General features: G+C 65.9%; 18 protein-coding genes. 10 read left to right on the top strand and 8 right to left on the bottom strand.

Annotation, left to right across the window (positions count from 1 at the left end; genetic code table 11):
* The first annotated feature begins 12 nt into the window (after positions 1-12).
* Together ACLBYA_RS02320 and ACLBYA_RS02315 are read left to right on the top strand one after the other, a co-directional pair.
* A complete protein-coding gene (locus tag ACLBYA_RS02320) occupies positions 13-2,010 on the top strand; it encodes a hypothetical protein (protein WP_447707732.1) in 1,998 nt (665 codons plus the stop codon).
* A gap of 595 nt (positions 2,011-2,605) precedes the next feature.
* Entirely contained in the window at positions 2,606-2,815 is a 210-nt protein-coding gene (locus ACLBYA_RS02315) for a hypothetical protein (RefSeq protein WP_447707731.1), read from the top strand.
* A gap of 8 nt (positions 2,816-2,823) precedes the next feature.
* Here the strand turns inward: ACLBYA_RS02315 and ACLBYA_RS02310 are convergent, their stop codons facing one another.
* The 3 genes from ACLBYA_RS02310 to ACLBYA_RS02300 are packed head-to-tail and all read right to left on the bottom strand — an operon-like array spanning position 2,824 to position 5,921.
* On the bottom strand, positions 2,824-3,714 hold the full coding sequence (locus ACLBYA_RS02310; protein WP_447707730.1) for a DMT family transporter: 891 nt from the start codon (positions 3,712-3,714) through the stop codon (positions 2,824-2,826).
* A 34-nt stretch (positions 3,715-3,748) separates the two neighbouring features.
* Entirely contained in the window at positions 3,749-4,717 is a 969-nt protein-coding gene (locus tag ACLBYA_RS02305; RefSeq protein ID WP_447707729.1) for an isopenicillin N synthase family dioxygenase, read from the bottom strand.
* A 28-nt stretch (positions 4,718-4,745) separates the two neighbouring features.
* The gene (locus ACLBYA_RS02300) at positions 4,746-5,921 is read right to left on the bottom strand and encodes a nitrate ABC transporter substrate-binding protein (RefSeq protein ID WP_447707728.1); all 1,176 of its coding nucleotides are present in this window, start codon (positions 5,919-5,921) and stop codon (positions 4,746-4,748) included.
* 267 nt (positions 5,922-6,188) lie between these two features.
* Between ACLBYA_RS02300 and ACLBYA_RS02295 the strand changes: the two genes are divergently transcribed.
* Genes ACLBYA_RS02295 through ACLBYA_RS02275 form a run of 5 tightly spaced genes read left to right on the top strand, consistent with a single transcriptional unit; the run spans position 6,189 to position 10,781 of the window.
* The gene (locus tag ACLBYA_RS02295; RefSeq protein WP_447707727.1) at positions 6,189-6,974 is read left to right on the top strand and encodes an ABC transporter ATP-binding protein; all 786 of its coding nucleotides are present in this window, start codon (positions 6,189-6,191) and stop codon (positions 6,972-6,974) included.
* Entirely contained in the window at positions 6,971-7,846 is an 876-nt protein-coding gene (locus ACLBYA_RS02290) for an ABC transporter permease (RefSeq protein WP_447707726.1), read from the top strand. Before ACLBYA_RS02295 ends, ACLBYA_RS02290 begins: the two co-directional genes overlap by 4 nt.
* On the top strand, positions 7,792-8,886 hold the full coding sequence (locus tag ACLBYA_RS02285; RefSeq protein WP_447707725.1) for an isopenicillin N synthase family dioxygenase: 1,095 nt from the start codon (positions 7,792-7,794) through the stop codon (positions 8,884-8,886). Before ACLBYA_RS02290 ends, ACLBYA_RS02285 begins: the two co-directional genes overlap by 55 nt.
* A gap of 12 nt (positions 8,887-8,898) precedes the next feature.
* On the top strand, positions 8,899-9,543 hold the full coding sequence (locus ACLBYA_RS02280; protein WP_447707724.1) for a GntR family transcriptional regulator: 645 nt from the start codon (positions 8,899-8,901) through the stop codon (positions 9,541-9,543).
* Positions 9,544-9,545: 2 nt separating this feature from the next.
* Complete coding sequence (locus ACLBYA_RS02275) at positions 9,546-10,781, top strand: amidohydrolase family protein (RefSeq protein WP_447707723.1); 1,236 nt, start codon at positions 9,546-9,548, stop codon at positions 10,779-10,781.
* 21 nt (positions 10,782-10,802) lie between these two features.
* Here the strand turns inward: ACLBYA_RS02275 and ACLBYA_RS02270 are convergent, their stop codons facing one another.
* Complete coding sequence (locus ACLBYA_RS02270; RefSeq protein WP_447707722.1) at positions 10,803-11,675, bottom strand: helix-turn-helix domain-containing protein; 873 nt, start codon at positions 11,673-11,675, stop codon at positions 10,803-10,805.
* Positions 11,676-11,811: 136 nt separating this feature from the next.
* Between ACLBYA_RS02270 and ACLBYA_RS02265 the strand changes: the two genes are divergently transcribed.
* On the top strand, positions 11,812-12,726 hold the full coding sequence (locus ACLBYA_RS02265) for an alpha/beta hydrolase family protein (protein WP_447707721.1): 915 nt from the start codon (positions 11,812-11,814) through the stop codon (positions 12,724-12,726).
* On the opposite strand, the gene ACLBYA_RS02260 is transcribed toward ACLBYA_RS02265, so the two are convergent.
* Together ACLBYA_RS02260 and ACLBYA_RS02255 are read right to left on the bottom strand one after the other, a co-directional pair.
* Complete coding sequence (locus ACLBYA_RS02260) at positions 12,719-13,543, bottom strand: NmrA family NAD(P)-binding protein (RefSeq protein ID WP_447707720.1); 825 nt, start codon at positions 13,541-13,543, stop codon at positions 12,719-12,721. The two genes, ACLBYA_RS02265 and ACLBYA_RS02260, sit on opposite strands and share 8 nt — an antisense overlap.
* Positions 13,543-13,953 (bottom strand): nuclear transport factor 2 family protein, encoded by a 411-nt coding sequence (locus tag ACLBYA_RS02255; RefSeq protein WP_447707719.1) that lies wholly within the window; start codon positions 13,951-13,953, stop codon positions 13,543-13,545. The genes ACLBYA_RS02260 and ACLBYA_RS02255 overlap by 1 nt, the downstream gene beginning before the upstream one ends.
* Positions 13,954-14,025: 72 nt before the next feature.
* Between ACLBYA_RS02255 and ACLBYA_RS02250 the strand changes: the two genes are divergently transcribed.
* Together ACLBYA_RS02250 and ACLBYA_RS02245 are read left to right on the top strand one after the other, a co-directional pair.
* Positions 14,026-14,610, top strand: coding sequence for a TetR/AcrR family transcriptional regulator (locus tag ACLBYA_RS02250; protein WP_447707718.1), 585 nt, complete (start codon positions 14,026-14,028; stop codon positions 14,608-14,610).
* Positions 14,611-14,761: 151 nt separating this feature from the next.
* The gene (locus ACLBYA_RS02245) at positions 14,762-15,058 is read left to right on the top strand and encodes a hypothetical protein (protein WP_447707717.1); all 297 of its coding nucleotides are present in this window, start codon (positions 14,762-14,764) and stop codon (positions 15,056-15,058) included.
* A gap of 7 nt (positions 15,059-15,065) precedes the next feature.
* On the opposite strand, the gene ACLBYA_RS02240 is transcribed toward ACLBYA_RS02245, so the two are convergent.
* Together ACLBYA_RS02240 and ACLBYA_RS02235 are read right to left on the bottom strand one after the other, a co-directional pair.
* The gene (locus ACLBYA_RS02240) at positions 15,066-16,514 is read right to left on the bottom strand and encodes a cytosine permease (RefSeq protein WP_447707716.1); all 1,449 of its coding nucleotides are present in this window, start codon (positions 16,512-16,514) and stop codon (positions 15,066-15,068) included.
* Positions 16,514-16,678: a hypothetical protein gene (locus ACLBYA_RS02235; protein WP_447707715.1), complete on the bottom strand. Its 165-nt coding sequence runs from the start codon at positions 16,676-16,678 to the stop codon at positions 16,514-16,516. Before ACLBYA_RS02235 ends, ACLBYA_RS02240 begins: the two co-directional genes overlap by 1 nt.
* Positions 16,679-16,706 lie beyond the last annotated feature (28 nt).

Below are 16,706 nucleotides of genomic sequence, written 5' to 3'. Positions count from 1 at the left end.
CCGAATCGCGACTTGTTCGCCGAGATTTCCGATCGCCACCATATTGCGCGCGCGACGCCAGTCCTCGATCCGATTCACCAACTCACCCTCGCAGCAGCAGGCGGCGATGTACAACGGCAAGGGACACGTTCACGGGAGGGGCCGGTCGTGAGTGCAGAGGTTGCGCAAGCAAGAAGTGTTGCACCGCAGGCTGAATGCGACCTGATCATGAAGGGCGGCATCAGCAGTGGGATCGTCTACCCGCGAGCCGTCTGCCACTTCGCCGAGAGGTACACGTTCCGCCGACTGGGTGGCGCGTCCGCGGGCGCCATCTCAGCGGCCGCCGCTGCCGCGGCCGAACACGGCCGACGCAGTGGCGGGTTCGACAAGTTGAAGACCGTTCCGACCGATCTCGGCACGCATCTGGCCGATCTCTTCCAGCCTTCCCCGACGACCGAACCCGCCTTCGCGGTGCTGAGCAACTGGCTCGAACCCAAGCGCAGCATTGCCCGCAAGATCTGGCAGACGCTCATCGCGGTCATCCGCGGCGCGCCCGTGGCGTTCCTGTTCGCCGCGGTCCTGATGCTGATCCCGGCTGTCGCGATCGGGGTGGGCTTCGGCCTCCCGGCGACTCTGGCCCAGTGGCTCGGCGGCAGCGTCGCTCTACTGGTGTGGGTGTCAGTGGCCGTCACCATCACGCTTGTCGTGGCGTTGGTGTTCTTTGTGTTCCGAACGTTGAAGGCACTGCCGGGCAATGGTTTCGGGTTGTGTGACGGGCACACCCACGACGCCGGTGTCGATTTCCCACCGCTGACCGACTGGCTCGCCGATGTCCTCGATGACCTGGCCGGCCTGCCGAAGCAGGTGAAGCCGCTGACATTCGGAGATCTCTGGGGTGATACGGCGGTCGAGCTGGCCAAAGTCCTCGACGACAAAGAAGGGAAGAAGGGTACCGCGCCCATCGAGGACCGCATCGCGGCCCTGGAGGCCCGCAGGATCGATTTGGAGGTCATGACCACCAACCTGACCTTCCGACGACCCTACAAATTCCCATTCACCAGCCGCATCTTTTTCTTCTGCGAGAAGCGCCTGCGGGTCTACTTCCCGGACTATGTCGTCGATCATCTCGTCGGCACGTCAGCACCGGCGCCCGACGGGAAGGATGGTGACCACATCGTCTCGATGCGGTGCCCTTGCCACGGCGAACACGTGCGATCACTGCCAGACCCGTGGGACATCCCGGTGGTGATCGCGGCCCGCATGAGTCTGAGCTTCCCGACCCTGATCAGCGCCGTCCCGCTGTTCTGCGTGGACTGGGCTCGTGGTCCCGGGCGTCGCACGCTCATCGAGACCTGGTTCTCCGACGGCGGTATTTCGAGCAACTTCCCCATGCACCTGTTCGACTCGCTGTGGCCGACCCGCCCGACCTTCGGTATCAACCTCTCACCGCAGCACCCCGACTACGACAACGTGGTGTGGACGCCACGCCCGCAGGGCAGAGGCGGGCGGCTGCCGCGTAGCTACGAAATGAAATCGGTGGTGGGGATGTACAAGGCGATCTTCGACACCATGCAGAACTGGGTGGACACGACGCAGATCACCATGCCCGGGTATCGCGATCGGGTCGCGGCGGTGCTCCAGCGCCCTGGCGAAGGCGGCATGAATCTCAAGATGGAACCCGGCATCATCGAGGATCTGGCCAACCGTGGGGCGCAGGCCGCCGCGCTATTCGACGATTTCGACTTCGACCTACACCGCTGGATCCGCTACCGCGTCGCCGGCTCGGAGTTGGATGACACCCTCGCCGCGCTGCGGCACAGTTACCGCGGCGGCACCAAGGAGTTTATCGAGGCCTACGCGCCGACCGCCGGCCGCTACCCGATCAAACCGGACGATGCGGTGATCGAGGATCGCGATGCGACCGCCGCATTGATCGGCGTCGCGGATACCGCGAAGCAGCAGCGACATCCGGCCAGCGCCGGAACCGTACCCAAACCCAGACCGGCGCTCCGCCTGACTCCGCGACAGTGAGAGATCGCGGTCCGGCCCGATGCACCACGTCGACCGGCGGGTCGCCAGGGCTGTTTCTGTATCGCGGCAACGTAATGGAGCTACCACGGGAACGCTGGTGATTCGCGCAGAAAATTGCCAAGTGTCGGTTCGAGTCCGACTGGGGGCACTGGAACGGTCGGTTCACCGATGAGTAGAGGTCGTCGGACGGTGATGTCATGGTCGGAGGCCGATGTCGACGGAGGCTGTCCCTCGCCCGTCCGTCGTAATCGGGTCTGGAGGTCCCCCGAAGTGCTTGCGGCATTGGATGCCTTCGCCGAGCGCGCGGGTCGGCGAAACTGAACCGACGACGGGCAATACGCGCGTATCGCAACGGAAGCGGTTGTGAGTCTTAGTCTCTCGAAATATTACGCGAGCAAGAAACGGTGGTTTGCGGGATCGATAGCCGGATCGACAATTTGCGCTCGACACCCGCGATTTCTGTGGCAAGCAAGCCTTCGCCGGCGGCGACAATTATGAAAAGGCTTGGCACAGACTATAGATTCTTGCGTTGACGAGGGCGACAATTGCAGATGCACCGACATCCGGTCGGTGCGCTGCACGAGCCGAGACCGACATGTCCGAACTGCATTCGATGGCGACCGGCGCGAGCACCGTCCACCACGGTGCGCTCTGGGATATGAGTCATCATCCGCTGCACAGCACATCCGCTGCGTTCCACTGGATGTTCAGCGAGTACGCCCACGACGACCATCCGCGGCGGGTCCCGCCGCACCTCGACTTCATCGAACTGGCAACGATGTCCCGCGAGATGGACCACCTCTGAGCCCTGGATCAGCGTGATTCCGCGAGCGTCGATTCGGTGCCTGTTGCGCCTTCCGGTCGGCGGCGCGTCGCGAGCACACACCCGGCGAGAATCAGCAGCAGTGCGCCGACATTCCACGCGGTCAGCGGTTCGTCGAGCACGACGACACCGGCGGCCAGTGCGACCACCGGATTGACGTAGGTGAACACCAGCGCCCGCGCCGCGCCGACCTCGCGGATCAACGCGAAGAACACGATGAATGCCAACGCGGTGCAGACCACCGCCAGCCCGACCAGGGCCAGCACCACCCGCGCCGACGGCATTGCCGTGGGCCAGGTCGCCATCGCCGGTGCCGCATACACGACGGCGGCGAAGGTCAGGCACACCGCGGTCATCGGCAGCGCGGGCACATCGGTCAGGAACCGGGCGGCGATCAGCGGGGCGATGGCGTAACACAATGCGACCAGCAGCACCTCGATGATCGGCAATGTGCTGCCGCCGATGTGCGGGGCCGCCAGCACCGCCACCCCGGAGATCCCGATGGCCAGCCCGAGAATCCTTACACCGCCCAGCTTCTCGCCACCGGTCAGGCGATCCAAGATGGCCGCGTAGATCGGGGCCGCGGCGATCAGCAGGCCCGTCATCGAACTGGTGAGATGCTGTTCTGCGTCGGTCAGCAGCCACCACGCTGCGATGATCTCGAAGAACGCGAAGCCCAGCAGCGCCGGCCAGTGATCGCGCACCATCCTCGCGGTACGGCGCGACAGGGCCAACGGCAGCAGCACCGCCGCGCCGACCGCCACCCGCACGAAGACGAGGACCGGTACTGATACCCCCTCGACCGCGATCTTGATGAGCAGGTAGGGGATACCCCAGATCACGCTCATCGCCAGGAACAGCACCCACCCCCGTGACCCCACGGGGACACTGTACGAGCCACGGGTGGGCGGATCGCTACTTGCCTGCGAAGTTCGCGTTGATGCGCTGCTGCAGATAGTCCTTCGCGGTGATCGGCGGGTACTTGGCGCGGGGGCCTTCGATCGTCACCTCGCTGTTGGCCTGGGCGAAGAAAGCGATGCTGTACCGGGCGCCGCGGTGATCCGAGGGCCCGGGACTGCGCACCCGGTGGAAGTTCGACGGCAGCAGGTCATCACTCCACCGCATCAGCATGTCGCCGATGTTGCAGGTGATGGCTTCACCGGACGGATGCACCGATGTCCACTCCTGGGTGTCGCGTTCCTTGCCCGGGCACACCTGCAACCCGCCCTGACCGTCCCGCTGGAACAACAGCGTCAGACAGTCGAAATCGGTGTGTGCACCGGCGCGCCACACCCCGGTGAGATCGGCATCCTCGGGCAGGGGGAAATAATGCAACAGACGCAGTGTGCTCTGGTAGGTGTCCGATGACGGATCGTGCGCCTTGGTGAAGAAGTCGCGCTCGAAGCCCAAACGGTCGGCGAACAGGGACAACAGTTCCATCGCCAGTGCCCAGCACTTGTGCTCGAAATCCTGGATGGTCGAGGCGAATCCGGCGAGTTCGTCATCGCTGGGCCACAGACCGTCCATATTGGACAGGGTGACCTGGTAGGACTCCTTCTGGTCGGGCACTCCGACGGAGGGCCGGACCTGGGTGAGTTGCTCCCAGCCCGAGTTGAACCGCTTGGGCCGGCGGGCCTTGATCTGCTCGGGCAGTGCGAAGAACCGTTCGGCCATGCTGAACGCCGCCCGCACCTCGCCGAGGTCGATGCCGTGGTCGACCACCTGAAAGAACCCGATATCGGTTGCCGCGCTCCATAGTTCATCGGCGATCTGGTCGCGGCGGGTGGCCAGATCGGTCAGCGAGATGCGGCGCACTTCGCGGTCGCTCTCGGTTCCCAGCGCGCCCATCGCCCGTTCGCGCTGCAGTTCGGTCATCTCGACCATGGTGATGTGATTCCTCCTCCGTGAGATGTCAGTTCATCGCGATCGACGGATCGGTGAACTGGTTGGTGAACAGGTCCTCGACGGTCACCTCGGCGGGCACGACATTGCCGGTGCTTGCCAGCACGGCACGCAGATCGGCGACATTCGCGGCGGCACGCGCCGGGTCGTACACGCCGAACGAACCGTCCGCCTCGGCGGCGAGCAGTCCCTTCTCCACCAGGATCTGGGCGCCGTAGTCGGCCTCGCCCTGGGTGTAGGGGGAGTAGGTGGTGTCTTGTCCGACGATATCGACGATGGTGGCGTTGACCGCCTCGGGCGCCGCCGCATAGTCCACGCCGGCCTGCTGGATGATCGGCACCAGCTTCTCCAGACACGGCGCCAGTTCCGCGACCCGGTCGGTGCGCACCGTCATGTTGGACGCGTAGATGTCGTACCCGACATCCTTGACCAGCCCCCAGCCGACCGGCTTGTCCCAGTTCGGGGTGTCGCGTTCGTAGACATAGGGTTCGGAGTTCGCGAAGCCCTGTTGCACGATCGACGGGTCGCCGACGAACCTGGCCGGCGAACCGTCATAACTGGGGTCGATCTGGGATTGCTTGAGCATGCCCTTGGCCACCAGCCAGGACGGGAAGATCTGGCCCTCGGAGGTGACGACGGTGGCATCGGTCTTGCCGATATCGGCGACGGTGGTGAAGTCGGGGTGGGTGGCCGGATCCCACATCAGGATCGCCGGGCTGTACTTCAGCAGCGGCGTGACACCGGTGACGGGCTGGTCGGCGGCCGCGGCGACCAGCATGTCCCCGTGCACGATGCCCATGATCAGCGAATCGTCCAGGTACAACTGCGAGGGCACCGACTGGAAGCCGATCGCCGGACCGCCCGCCTTCAGCGTCAGGTCGACGCCGGTCTCCAGGCCGCCGGCCACCAGCGGGCCGGTGACGGACTTGTCCTCGGTGTCGACCTGGTAGCCCGGGCCCAGCATGGCGAACAGCGCGCCCTGATCGGACTGGGGCTGCCACTGTAGTTGGATGCCGACATCGGCCGGACACACGTCGGCAAGCTGCTGTGCCTCGGGAGCCGGCGCCAACGAGGTCTGTTCGGCGGCGGTGTCCTCGCCGGAGGTGTCGGAGGACGAGCATGCGGACAGGGCGAGGGAGGTGGCGGCGGCAAGGGCGGCCGCGCGCCACAGGGCTGATCGGTTCATGGATTCCTCGGTACGTTGGAGGGGAGAGGCGGGTCGGCAAACCCGACATCGGAAAGCCGTCATTGCATGTAATCATGAATTCTGTTGCGGCGCTGTAAATGAAGTCTCGATACCTGCTCTGGTTGGACCTGTACTGGTGATTCAGGTCATTTCCTTACGTCCGGTTTACGTCGAGAAACACGGACGTAATACATGTAATCAAGTCTAGAAATATCCATGCAGCGGGCATGCTGCATGTAACGTTTCGATCCGACGCCAGGAGTTGTCATGGAAACGGCCCAAGCCCTGCGAGACCGGGCGCCCACCGGCTCGACCCACCCATCCGCCCAGATCGAATTCCTTGACATCACAAAGCGATTCGATACGGGCACCGTCGCGCTCGACGGTGTCGACCTGACCATCCGGCACGGCGAGTTCGTCGCCGTCGTCGGACCGTCCGGTTGTGGCAAGTCCACCCTGCTGCGGATGGCCGCGCACCTGGAGGAGCCGACCTCGGGCTCGGTGCGCCTGGGCACCTCGTCGGTCGGGTTCATCTTCCAGGAACCCACCCTGTTGCCGTGGCGCAGTGTGCGAGCCAATGTCGAACTGTGTGCCGAGCTGAGCCACCTGGGCCGTGCGGAGGTGAAAAAACGGGCAGCCGAGTCTATTTCCGCAGTCGGGCTCGACGCGTTCGCCGACCAACTGCCCAAGGCGCTCTCCGGTGGCATGAAGATGCGGGTGTCGATGGCGCGTGCGCTCACCCTGTCGCCCGACGTTCTGCTGCTCGATGAACCGTTCGGGGCGCTGGACGAGATGACGCGGCTGGACATGCAGGTCGAACTGCAACGGTTGTACGCCGAACGTGGGTTCACCGCGATGTTCGTCACGCACTCGGTGTCCGAGGCGGTGTATCTGGCCAGTCGGGTGGTGGTCATGACACCCCGGCCCGGCCGCATCGCCGGCATCGTCGACGTGGGACTTGATTACCCCAGATCCCCGGAACTGCGGTTCGAACAGCGGTTCACCGACTACGCCGCCGAGATCTCCACCCTGCTGCACGGGAGGCCGGCATGACCGTCCTGAGCACCGCGTTGGCCGCACCCAGCCGACTGCTGACCCGCACCGCCGCTGCCGCGCCCGCCGCGAAGTCCAAGCGCGGCAGCAAGATCGGTGCCACCGTGGGCTATTCGCTGCTGTCACTGGCCTTCGGGCTGGGGGTCTGGTCGGCGGTGAGCTACCTGGTGTTGGAGCCCAGCCGTCGCTTTCTGCTGCCGCCACCGATCGACGTGCTGCGCAACTCGCTGATGGATTGGGCGCGGCTGAAGCCCATGCTGGATGCGCTGGCGGTCACCGCCGAGGTCACCGTCATCGGATTCGCGGTCGCGGCCGTCGTGGGTGTGGGCACCGGTGTGCTCATGTGCCAGGCCAAGTGGCTGGAGAAGGTGATCTACCCGTATGCCGTTGTCATCCAGGTGATCCCGATTCTGGCGATCGTTCCGCTGATCGGACTGTGGATGGGTTACGGCATGTCGGCGCGGGTGCTGGTCTGCATGCTGATCGCTGTGTTCCCGATCATCACCAACACCCATTTCGGGATCCGGTCGGTCGACCGCGGTATGCATGAGCTGTTCTCGGTGTCGGGCGCCTCACGCTGGGACCGGCTGATCAAACTCGAAATGCGCGCCGCGCTACCGGCCATCATGACCGGTATGCGCACAGGGGCGGGACTGGTGGTCGTCGGCGCGATCATCGGCGACATGTTCTTCGCCAAGGGTCAACCCGGTGTCGGCACCCTGCTCGACGTGTACCGCGCCCGATTGCAGTCCGAGGACCTGGTGGCAGCGATCGTGCTGGCATCGGCGTTCGGGGTGCTGGTGTTCGCCGTCATGGGATGGATTTCCAAGCTGGCGGTCGGCCGCTGGCACGAGTCAGGGAGCATCAAGTGAGCTTCGACGTTCCGCTCATCGACATCAGTCCGTACGTCACCGGCGGGAGTGCGGCGACCGACCCCGATTGTGCCCGGCTAGCAGTCGATTTCGACCGTGCCTGCCGTGCGGTCGGCTTCATCCAGATCGTCGGTCACGGAATCGAGCACGGTGCGATCGCCGGTCTGACGGCGGCTCTCGATGAGTTCTTCGGGCTGCCGCTGGCGACCAAGAAGCCCTATCGACGCGATCCCGCGACCAACCGCGGCTACTCACCGCCCAAGAGCGAATCGCTGAGTATGAGTCTCGGGATCACCGCCAACCAGATGAACGATTATTACGAGGCCTATACCGTCGGCACCGAGACGGCGACCTTCCCGGGACTCGACCTGCCCGAGGCCAGCTACGCGCCCAACAACTGGCCCGATGCGGCACCGGGATTCCAGCCGCGCGTCGAGCACTATTTCGCCCAGGCTCAGCGATTGGCCCGGACCCTGATGATCACCGTCACCGACGCGCTGGCCTTGCCCACCGGCTACTTCGACCCGATGATCGACCATTCCATCGAAGTGCTGAAGATGAACAATTTCGCCCTGCCCGAGGGTGACGGCACACCGGCGGTCGACCTGCAGGGCATGGGCGCACACACCGACTTCGGCATCCTGACCATCTTGTGGGCCGATCAGGTACCGGGGCTGCAGGTGCTCGACCGCGACGGCAGCTGGCATGATGTGCAACCCGCCGATGGCGCCCTGCTGATCAACCTGGGTGATGCGATGGCGCGGTGGACCAATGACCGGTGGTTGTCCACCGTGCACCGGGTGGACCCACCCGTCGTCGACGGCCGGATCCAGCGTCGCCGCTCGGCGGCATTCTTCTTCGACGGTAATCACGACGCCGTCCTGGAACCGTTGCCCGGCACGGTGGCCGCGGGCCAGACCGGCTACTCACCGATTACGGTTGCCGAGAACATCGCGATGAAGGTCGCCGGACTGCGGACCGGCGTCGCCCCGACGATGCCCCTGCGCGAGGCGGCTCGCGTTTCGGCCGCGGCGAAGTAGAGAGGCGCACACATGACCAGCTCGGAGGGCGCCCTGCTCACCGAATCGGTGCACAACTCGCTGCAGGAGATGATCTTCAGCGGCGATCTCGCCCCCGGGGCGGCTCTCAGCGTTCCGGCGCTGGCGGCGCGCCTCAACGTCAGCCGCACACCGGTGCGGGAGGCCGTCCAGCAGCTGATCTATGAGGGACTGGCCACCCACACCCGCAATGCCGGTGCGCGGGTGACCTTGCTGGACGAGGAGGCCGTCAAGTCGGTGTTCGACGTCCGTGAGGTGCTTGATGGGCTGGCAGCCCAGAACGCGACCGTCAATGCAGGCTGGGCCACCGTCGAGCAGCTGCGCAAGATGGTGCAGGTGCAGCGGGAACTGTTGGACGCGCCCGCCGACCGGTTCCGGGATGCCAAGCTGGACTTGGAGTTCCACACCCTGATCCGGGATACCGCGCGCAACAGGCCGCTCAGTGACGCCTTGGCGCGCCTGGACGGCCAGTCGCACCTGTACCGCTCGGATATGTGGACGTCCGAACTCAATCGGCGGCTCGCGGTCGGCGAGCACGAACGGATCGTGGCCGCGATCGAGTCCGGGGACGCTGAGGGGGCGCGGGTCGCTGCGTGTGCCCACGTGTCCGGTCTCTACATCCGCACCCGCAGGGGCTGAGGATGACGGTGGCGGGGCAACCCATTTCGAAACTGACCAATGCGAGGCTGGCCGACGGATCGTTGGTCGACGTCGAACTGGGGCGTGACGACGGGCACGGCGTCGTCACCGCCGTCACCGCGGCATCCGGAGCGCCGGACGGTGACGGGGTGCTCGACCTGAGCGGGTACGTGTTGCTGACCGCCCCGGCTGAACCACACGCCCACCTGGACAAGGCGCTTTCCTGGGACGAATTGCGGCCCGCACCCGGCGATCTGCACCATGCGATCGCCACGTGGAAGGAGGGCTCACTGCGGTTCGACGAGCAGTCCTTCCGCAAGCGCGCGCGCACCGCGGCACTGGCGTTGCTGCGCAACGGCACCACCGCGGTGCGCACCCACGTCGACGTTCTGGCCGGGGACGATCCGCTGCGCGGTATCCGCGCCGTCGATGCGGTGCGCCGTGAGCTCAGTGGTGTGCTGGATATCGAGATCGTGGCGCTGATCAAGGCCTACTCCGATGTCGAATTGCTCTACGGCGCGCTGGATGCCGGTGCCGATCTGGTCGGCGGGTCACCGCACAATGCCCCGGAGCCGCTGGCCGAGCTGGATCGGCTGCTGGGGGTGGCCGAAGACCGCGGGGTCGGCACCGATCTGCACACCGACGAGTTCCTGGAGGGCGAGCACCACACGCTGCCGGGGTACGCCGCGCGGGTCACTGCTTGGCCGGCCGACCGCATCCGCACTGCCAGCCACTGCACCAGGCTGTCCATGATGACCCCCGCCGAACTCGACGTACTGCTACCGCAGATCGCCGCGGCCGGTCTCGGTGTGGTGGCCAATCCGATCACCAATCTGGCCATCCATGCCCGGGAGATGCCGACGGCGACACCACGCGGTATCGCACCGCTGCAACGCCTGCACGCCGCCGGTATCCCGGTCGCCGCGGGTGCCGACAACGTCCGCGATCCGTTCAACCCGTTGGGCCGCAGCGATGCCCTGGAGACGGCGATGTTGGCGGTCGTCGCCGGACACGTCGAACCGGATGAGGCGATCGCATTGGTGACCGACGATGCCCGCGCGGTGCTTGGCCTGCCGCCGGCCGGGCCGCGGGTGGGCGCGCGCGCCGAGCTGCTGGCGGTCCGCGGCACCAGCGGGCCCGACGTGATCGCCAATGCGCCCGCCGACCGGGTGGTCATACACGACGGCGTGCTGGTGGCGCGCAGCGTGACCCAGACCTGGATGGCCGTCGGCGACTGACGAGGATCTGGCGGGCCCGGTCTAGGAGTCGCGGGCGCCGGCGCGTGCGCCGTCGGCGATCCAGCTGGCCATGATGCTGAGCGCCTGCGCGGACGGGGTGTTCGGCGCCGCGGTGTATCCCACCAGATAGGTGCCCGGTGCCGCGGTGAGTTCGAAAACGTTGTACACCAACGACAGCTCGCCGAACTCGTCGTGCCGGAACCGTTTGGCGCCATGGCGATGCGCGGTCACATTGTGTGCGGCCCACCGGGTGCGGAACTCGACGCTCTGGGTGGCCAACTCGCCGACCACCTGGGTGACCGCCGGCGAGTGGGGAGCCCGCACGGCCTCGGCCTGTAGCAACCCGACCGCGTCGTCGGCCGCAGCCTGCCAATCAGGGAACAACTGGGCAGCAGCGGAATCGAAGAACAGGAACTTGGCGATGTTGGGCCGCCCCGACGCTCTGTCGACGACGGGCGCATACAACGCTCGTCCGAGTGCGTTGGCGGCCAGGATCTCCAGTGTCCCGTCCATGACGATGGCGGGAGCGCCGGCCATGTTGTCCATCAGCGCTTGTACACCATCGGGAATCTTCGGTGTAACAGTGCGTTTCGGACGTACGGGGGTAGCTGTGCGGTTCGCGGCGCGGACCAGGGCCAGGAAATGCGCCGTTTCGTCCTCGGTGAGCCGTAGCGCACGGCAGATCGCCTGCAACACCTCGGCAGAAACTCCGCCGACATTGCCTCGTTCGATTTGTATGTAGTACTCGGTGCTGACCCCGGCCAGTTGCGCTGCCTCCTCACGTCGCAACCCGGGAACTCGGCGTCGCGGCCCCGGTGTCAATCCGACCTGAGCGGGCGTGATGCGGGCGCGTCGGCTCATCAGAAACTCCCTGATGTCCTTCGCGATATCCACACCGCCCACGGTAAAGAACATCCGGGTGCAATGGGAGGGGTTGCGGGTACCCCCTATAAGCAGCGTCTCCCGAGGCCGGGATTTCGCTCGTAGCGTCGTTCGCGTAAGCACATCGACTATCGAGAGGGTGTTCCCGATGTCCGAAGACCAGGCTCAGCAGGCATTCGACAATTTTCTCCAGTTGTGGACCACCGGCACCACCGCCGGTCGCCGCGCGCCCGTGCTGCGCCGGCCCGATGAGGTCGGTCTGGACTACGAGGACGTGGTGTTCCCGTCCATGGACGGGGTCCCCCTGGAGGGCTGGTTCATCCCGGCGGACTCCGACCGGCTGATCATCCATAACCACTTCCTGCCCGGCAATCGTTATGGCTACCCGGGACATCTCCCCGAGTTCGGCGGCCTCGGCGGGTTCGAGGTCAACTTTCTGCCCGAGTACAAGGCACTGCACGACGCGGGGTACAACATCCTGGCCTACGACATTCGCAACCACGGGATGAGCGGCCAGGGTAACGGAGGGATCGCCGGAATCGGCCTCACCGAGTACCGCGATGTCATCGGATCGCTGCGTTACGCGGCAGCCCGCCCCGACACCGGCGGTATGAAGAAGGCACTGCTGTCGGTGTGCCTGGGCGCGGATTCAACCGCGGTGGCCTGGTCCCGGCATCCCGACGAATTCGCCGAGGTGCAGGCGATGGTGATGTTGCAACCGGTGTCCGGTCGCTACATCGTGGAAGAGTTCGTCAAGGGCATCGGGATGGCAGATGGTTACGAGCAGTTCGACCACGCCGTGCACGAACGTACCGGCTTTCACCTCGCCGAGCAGTCGCCGCTCGAGCATGTCAAGGCAGTGACCGTCCCGACTCTGGTCGCTCAGGTCCATGACGATGCGATGACCCGGCCGCAGGATGTCCAGGACATCTATGACGCCCTTCCCATCAAGGAAAAGAAGCTGCATTGGATCGAGGGCACCGACCGCCGGTTCGACGGTTACAACTATTTCGGAATCCACCCGGAACTGCCGATCGAATGGTTCGACAAGCACGTCAGCTGAGCAGTGTCACCCGCGCACCGAGGAATTCCTCGACCGTACGCGGCGCCCGGCCGGTGACACGAAAGACGGTGTCGGTAACCCGATCCTCGGACCCGAGGCTGATCCGTTCGTCCATGCCGGCGAGGATGTGCGCATATTCGGCGGATAGCCCGGAATCCACCATCTGGCGCGCACGTTCGGCCGCGCCGACGGCGTGGTGGCGGGCGGGCCGGCCGGTGAGCCTGGTGTAGATCGCGCAGACCTCCGCGTAGCTGAGTGCCTGCGACCCGGTGAGAATATATTCGTCGGAAACCGGATCAGCTTGCAGCAGAATGGTTGTCGCGACCGCCGCGATATCGGCGACGTCGATGAAACCGATCCGACCGTCGCCGGTCGCGGTGGTCAGCACACCGTCACGCAGGCCGGCTGCCACCGGATGATCGCCGACGAAGTTGGACATGAACCAGGACGGCCGCAGGATCGCCCACTCCGGTGCCAACTCGGTCACCAAGCGATGCAACGCACCGAGGCCGGTGTCACTGGGTTCGGTGGCCGAGGCGCTGAGCAGTACAACTCGGCGCAGTCGGTCGGCGAGCCCGCGCTCCAGGACGGGTCGCACCAGCGGAGCCGGATTCGCAACACCCACCGGCGCAACAAGATACATCCGATCCACACCCGCCACGGCGTCGGCATGGGTGGTCGGGTCGGCCCAGTCGAAGCGCACCCCACCCGGTTCGGGACTGCGACTGGCGGCCCGTACCGTCACCCCGGCGTCGGTGAGGCCCGTCACGACCAGCGACCCGGTGTGCCCGGTCGCACCGGTGACCAGTACCGGCATCAGCCCAGCACCTCCGTGGCCGCCGCCGGGCTCCAGTAATCCCGATACGAGGTAATGCCTTCAGGCCCCACCGCGATCACCGCGACATAACCCAACCGGTACGGGCGCTGCGATGCGACCGCGATGCCCTCGGCCTCGAATTCCACGATGACGGTCTGCGGATCCGCGGTCTGGTGCCGGGTCTGCGCGACGATCGACCGGATGTCGAGCATGTCGGTGTAACCGGCCAGATAGTCGACGACGGCCCCACGACCGTCCAGGCGGCGCGGCTGGCCGGGCCCGGCGAACGGGAACTCCATCACGCCGTCGGGTGCCCAGAGCATCGCAAACCCGTGCATATCGTGGGCCAGTAGCAGCTCGAAGGCCCGATCGAGGACGGCGTTGGTGTGGGCGCGTGGATCGTCGGTCATCACATACCTCCATGAATGGAACGGACCCGTGCCGTTCAATGTACTCGGAGGGCAGCGGGATAGGCTGCGAGGATGACGGCACCGCGACGCAAACCCAGCGGTGGTGCGGTCATGCGCCCGGCGGTCACCGAGGCCATCGCCGACGCCGCCATCGACGAGCTCGTCGAGCACGGCTACGCCAAACTGGCCATGGAGAAGGTGGCCCGCCGGGCCGGTGTCGGCAAGCACACGCTGTACCGGCGCTGGCCGACAAAGGTCGAACTGGTCACCGAGGTGCTCGCGCGACTCAGCGTGCCCGAGGTTCCCGCGCCGGACACCGGCACGTTGCGCGGCGATGTCCGGGCGATGCTCAACGCGGTGCTGACTTGGCTGACCGATCCCCGGATCCGCGCCATCCTGCCCAGCCTGATCGCCGAGTACGGCCGTAACCCGGCACTGGCCCAGGCGGCGGCTACCCATATCGGCGGCCCGCGCCGGGCCTGGGGCCGGGCCGTGCTGGAACGGGCGCAGGTGCCGGTCGATCAGATCGACATGATCCTCGATCTGATGGCCGCTCCGACTTACTGGCGGCTGGTCCACGACCGCCCGGTGGATGACGAGTACCTGGATCGGCTCACCGACATGATCATGGCGGGTATCACCGTCGCTGAGGCCTGAATCACGCTGCGACTTGGGTATTTCGATTCGTTACCGGACACACAGCGGGCGCCTAACCTCGGCACAGTGCCGGCCCAACGGCGGTGCCTAGCCTCGTATTCGTGTGGCGGTGAGGTGCCGCGGTAACACACACGAAGGAATGGAGTCACCCATGAAGCTGACGCGTCGTGTCGCCACCCCGATCCTGGCCGGTGGTATCGCGGTGGCCGGCCTGCTCGGCGTCGGTCTGGGTACCGCGAGTGCTGATCCGGGCCGCCCCTGCGGTGCCCCGAACACCCAGGCCTGCGCGCCCGCTCCGCAGAACAACAATTGGCAGCAGCGCGGTATCGACCAGGCCCGCGGCGATCACCAGCCGTTCCAGTACAACGGTCATCGGGTGGAACCGATGCGCGCGGGCAACGGCGACGGCTGGGGATTCTGGTTCCTGGGGCAGTGGATCCGGCTGTAGCGCTGTGTCAGCGGGCCGGGTAGCCACCAAAACCGGCCCGCTGCACCACAAGTCGGGTCAGCGCGTAGTGCACGGCGCCGGCGACGACGAAGGCGGGCAGTGATGCGGTGGTGTACCGGAACAATGCGCTGGGTTCATAGGACACCGGGTTGAGCAACAGTGAGTACGTCGCCGCGCCCGCCGCCACCGCGGCAAACGCCGCATAGTTGACCCCGCTCCAGTAACCGTAGGCCGATTCGGCGGCGGGCAGGAACAGATCCCGCACGCTGAGTTGGCGATGACGCAAGATGAAGTAGTCCACGATCTGCACAGCACACAACGGCGCCAGAACGATTGCGCCCCAGGACAGGAAGCGGCCGTAGTTGTCGTACACCGCGGCCGGGAAGAAGACCAACACTGCGGCGGGGCCCAAGATGGCGGCCACCAGCCACGGCCACGCCGCAGCGCGGAACAGTCGGCCGCCGCCACCCTTCAGGGCCACCATCGACGCGTACCCCTGGGACAGGATCGCGGTGATGTTGGCGAAGCAGACGATCACCAGTGCCACCAGTCCGATGACCACTCCGGCCAACGGGATGAACCACTGTGTGGGTTCCTCGACCTGCAGCGACAGCGCGGCAATCGCGCCGACCACCGCGGCCACCACCGAGGCGCCGAAGACGCCGACCCAGTTGGGCCAGAACGCCGCCCGCGAACTGCGGGTCAGCCGGGCCAGGTTGCCCAGATTCGGCCACCACGCGAAACCGCCGGCGATGCTGAGTTCGACAGCCAGCATGAAGCTCAGGTGATTGTCCTCGCTCACACCGCCCAGCGGGGCCAGGGCCATCAGCTCGGACCAGGTGTTGTCGGTGCAGACGATGATGATGATGCCGACCAGGACGGCCATCAGCATGGGAGCCAGGATGCGGCAGACGGTTTCGACCGAGACCGGGCCGCGAACCAGGATGAGTGCCGAGACCGCGATCGCCACCAGGGCCAGCAGGCTGGCCGCCGCCCCGGTCTGGGACAGTTCTATCCCGAAGAGCTGGTTGGCGACGATGACGATGCCGTGGCCGAACATGATCGCCAGCACCGCCGACCAGGCCGCCGCGAGCACCGTGGACACGGTGACCATGACCACCCGGGCGCCGATCTCGCCGAAGGTGCTGCGTAAACCGACGAACTGTTCGATGCCGTATTTCACCGAGGGCATGCACGGTGCCAACGCCACCGCCAACACGCTCAGGCCATAGCCGATGACAATGGTGGCGATGGCCTGGGCCAGCCCGACGTAGTAGGCCACGGCGGCACCCTGCAGAAAGGCCCAGGTGGCGATCGCGAGGCCGACATTGACCGACGAGTGCTGCCAGAAGCCCCAGATCCGCTCGCGGGGGAGCAGCGGAAGATCGGTCAGGGTCGGGTCCGGCTGGTCGACGGTGTTGGTTGCAGGCAGACCGCGGCGCACGGTATCGGTCATCAGTACGCCCACCAGGTCAGCAGGGCGATCATCGTGACCAGGGTCAGGACCGCCAACAGGAAATCGCGAAACGGCAGGTCAGCGACAGTCGTATCAGAACTGTCGCTGGTGTCGATGAGGTTCAGCCGCTCCTCGAGCTGCTGATCCGACGGGGTGGTGTGCACAACGACTCATTTCTGATTGGCGGGCCAG

It is taken from the genome of Mycobacterium sp. C31M, assembly GCF_053345865.1.
Note: the sequence above shows the minus strand (reverse complement) of the source record. Positions and strands in the feature narration are given on the sequence as shown.

Coding starts and splice junctions, on each gene's coding strand:
- ACLBYA_RS02315 (WP_447707731.1), top strand. CDS start 2,606: ATGTCCGAACTGCATTCGATGGCGACCGGCGCGAGCACCGTCCACCAC.
- ACLBYA_RS02305 (WP_447707729.1), bottom strand. CDS start 4,717: ATGGTCGAGATGACCGAACTGCAGCGCGAACGGGCGATGGGCGCGCTG.
- ACLBYA_RS02300 (WP_447707728.1), bottom strand. CDS start 5,921: ATGAACCGATCAGCCCTGTGGCGCGCGGCCGCCCTTGCCGCCGCCACC.
- ACLBYA_RS02295 (WP_447707727.1), top strand. CDS start 6,189: ATGGAAACGGCCCAAGCCCTGCGAGACCGGGCGCCCACCGGCTCGACC.
- ACLBYA_RS02290 (WP_447707726.1), top strand. CDS start 6,971: ATGACCGTCCTGAGCACCGCGTTGGCCGCACCCAGCCGACTGCTGACC.
- ACLBYA_RS02285 (WP_447707725.1), top strand. CDS start 7,792: ATGGATTTCCAAGCTGGCGGTCGGCCGCTGGCACGAGTCAGGGAGCAT.
- ACLBYA_RS02280 (WP_447707724.1), top strand. CDS start 8,899: ATGACCAGCTCGGAGGGCGCCCTGCTCACCGAATCGGTGCACAACTCG.
- ACLBYA_RS02275 (WP_447707723.1), top strand. CDS start 9,546: ATGACGGTGGCGGGGCAACCCATTTCGAAACTGACCAATGCGAGGCTG.
- ACLBYA_RS02265 (WP_447707721.1), top strand. CDS start 11,812: ATGTCCGAAGACCAGGCTCAGCAGGCATTCGACAATTTTCTCCAGTTG.
- ACLBYA_RS02260 (WP_447707720.1), bottom strand. CDS start 13,543: ATGCCGGTACTGGTCACCGGTGCGACCGGGCACACCGGGTCGCTGGTC.
- ACLBYA_RS02255 (WP_447707719.1), bottom strand. CDS start 13,953: ATGACCGACGATCCACGCGCCCACACCAACGCCGTCCTCGATCGGGCC.
- ACLBYA_RS02250 (WP_447707718.1), top strand. CDS start 14,026: ATGACGGCACCGCGACGCAAACCCAGCGGTGGTGCGGTCATGCGCCCG.
- ACLBYA_RS02245 (WP_447707717.1), top strand. CDS start 14,762: ATGAAGCTGACGCGTCGTGTCGCCACCCCGATCCTGGCCGGTGGTATC.
- ACLBYA_RS02240 (WP_447707716.1), bottom strand. CDS start 16,514: ATGACCGATACCGTGCGCCGCGGTCTGCCTGCAACCAACACCGTCGAC.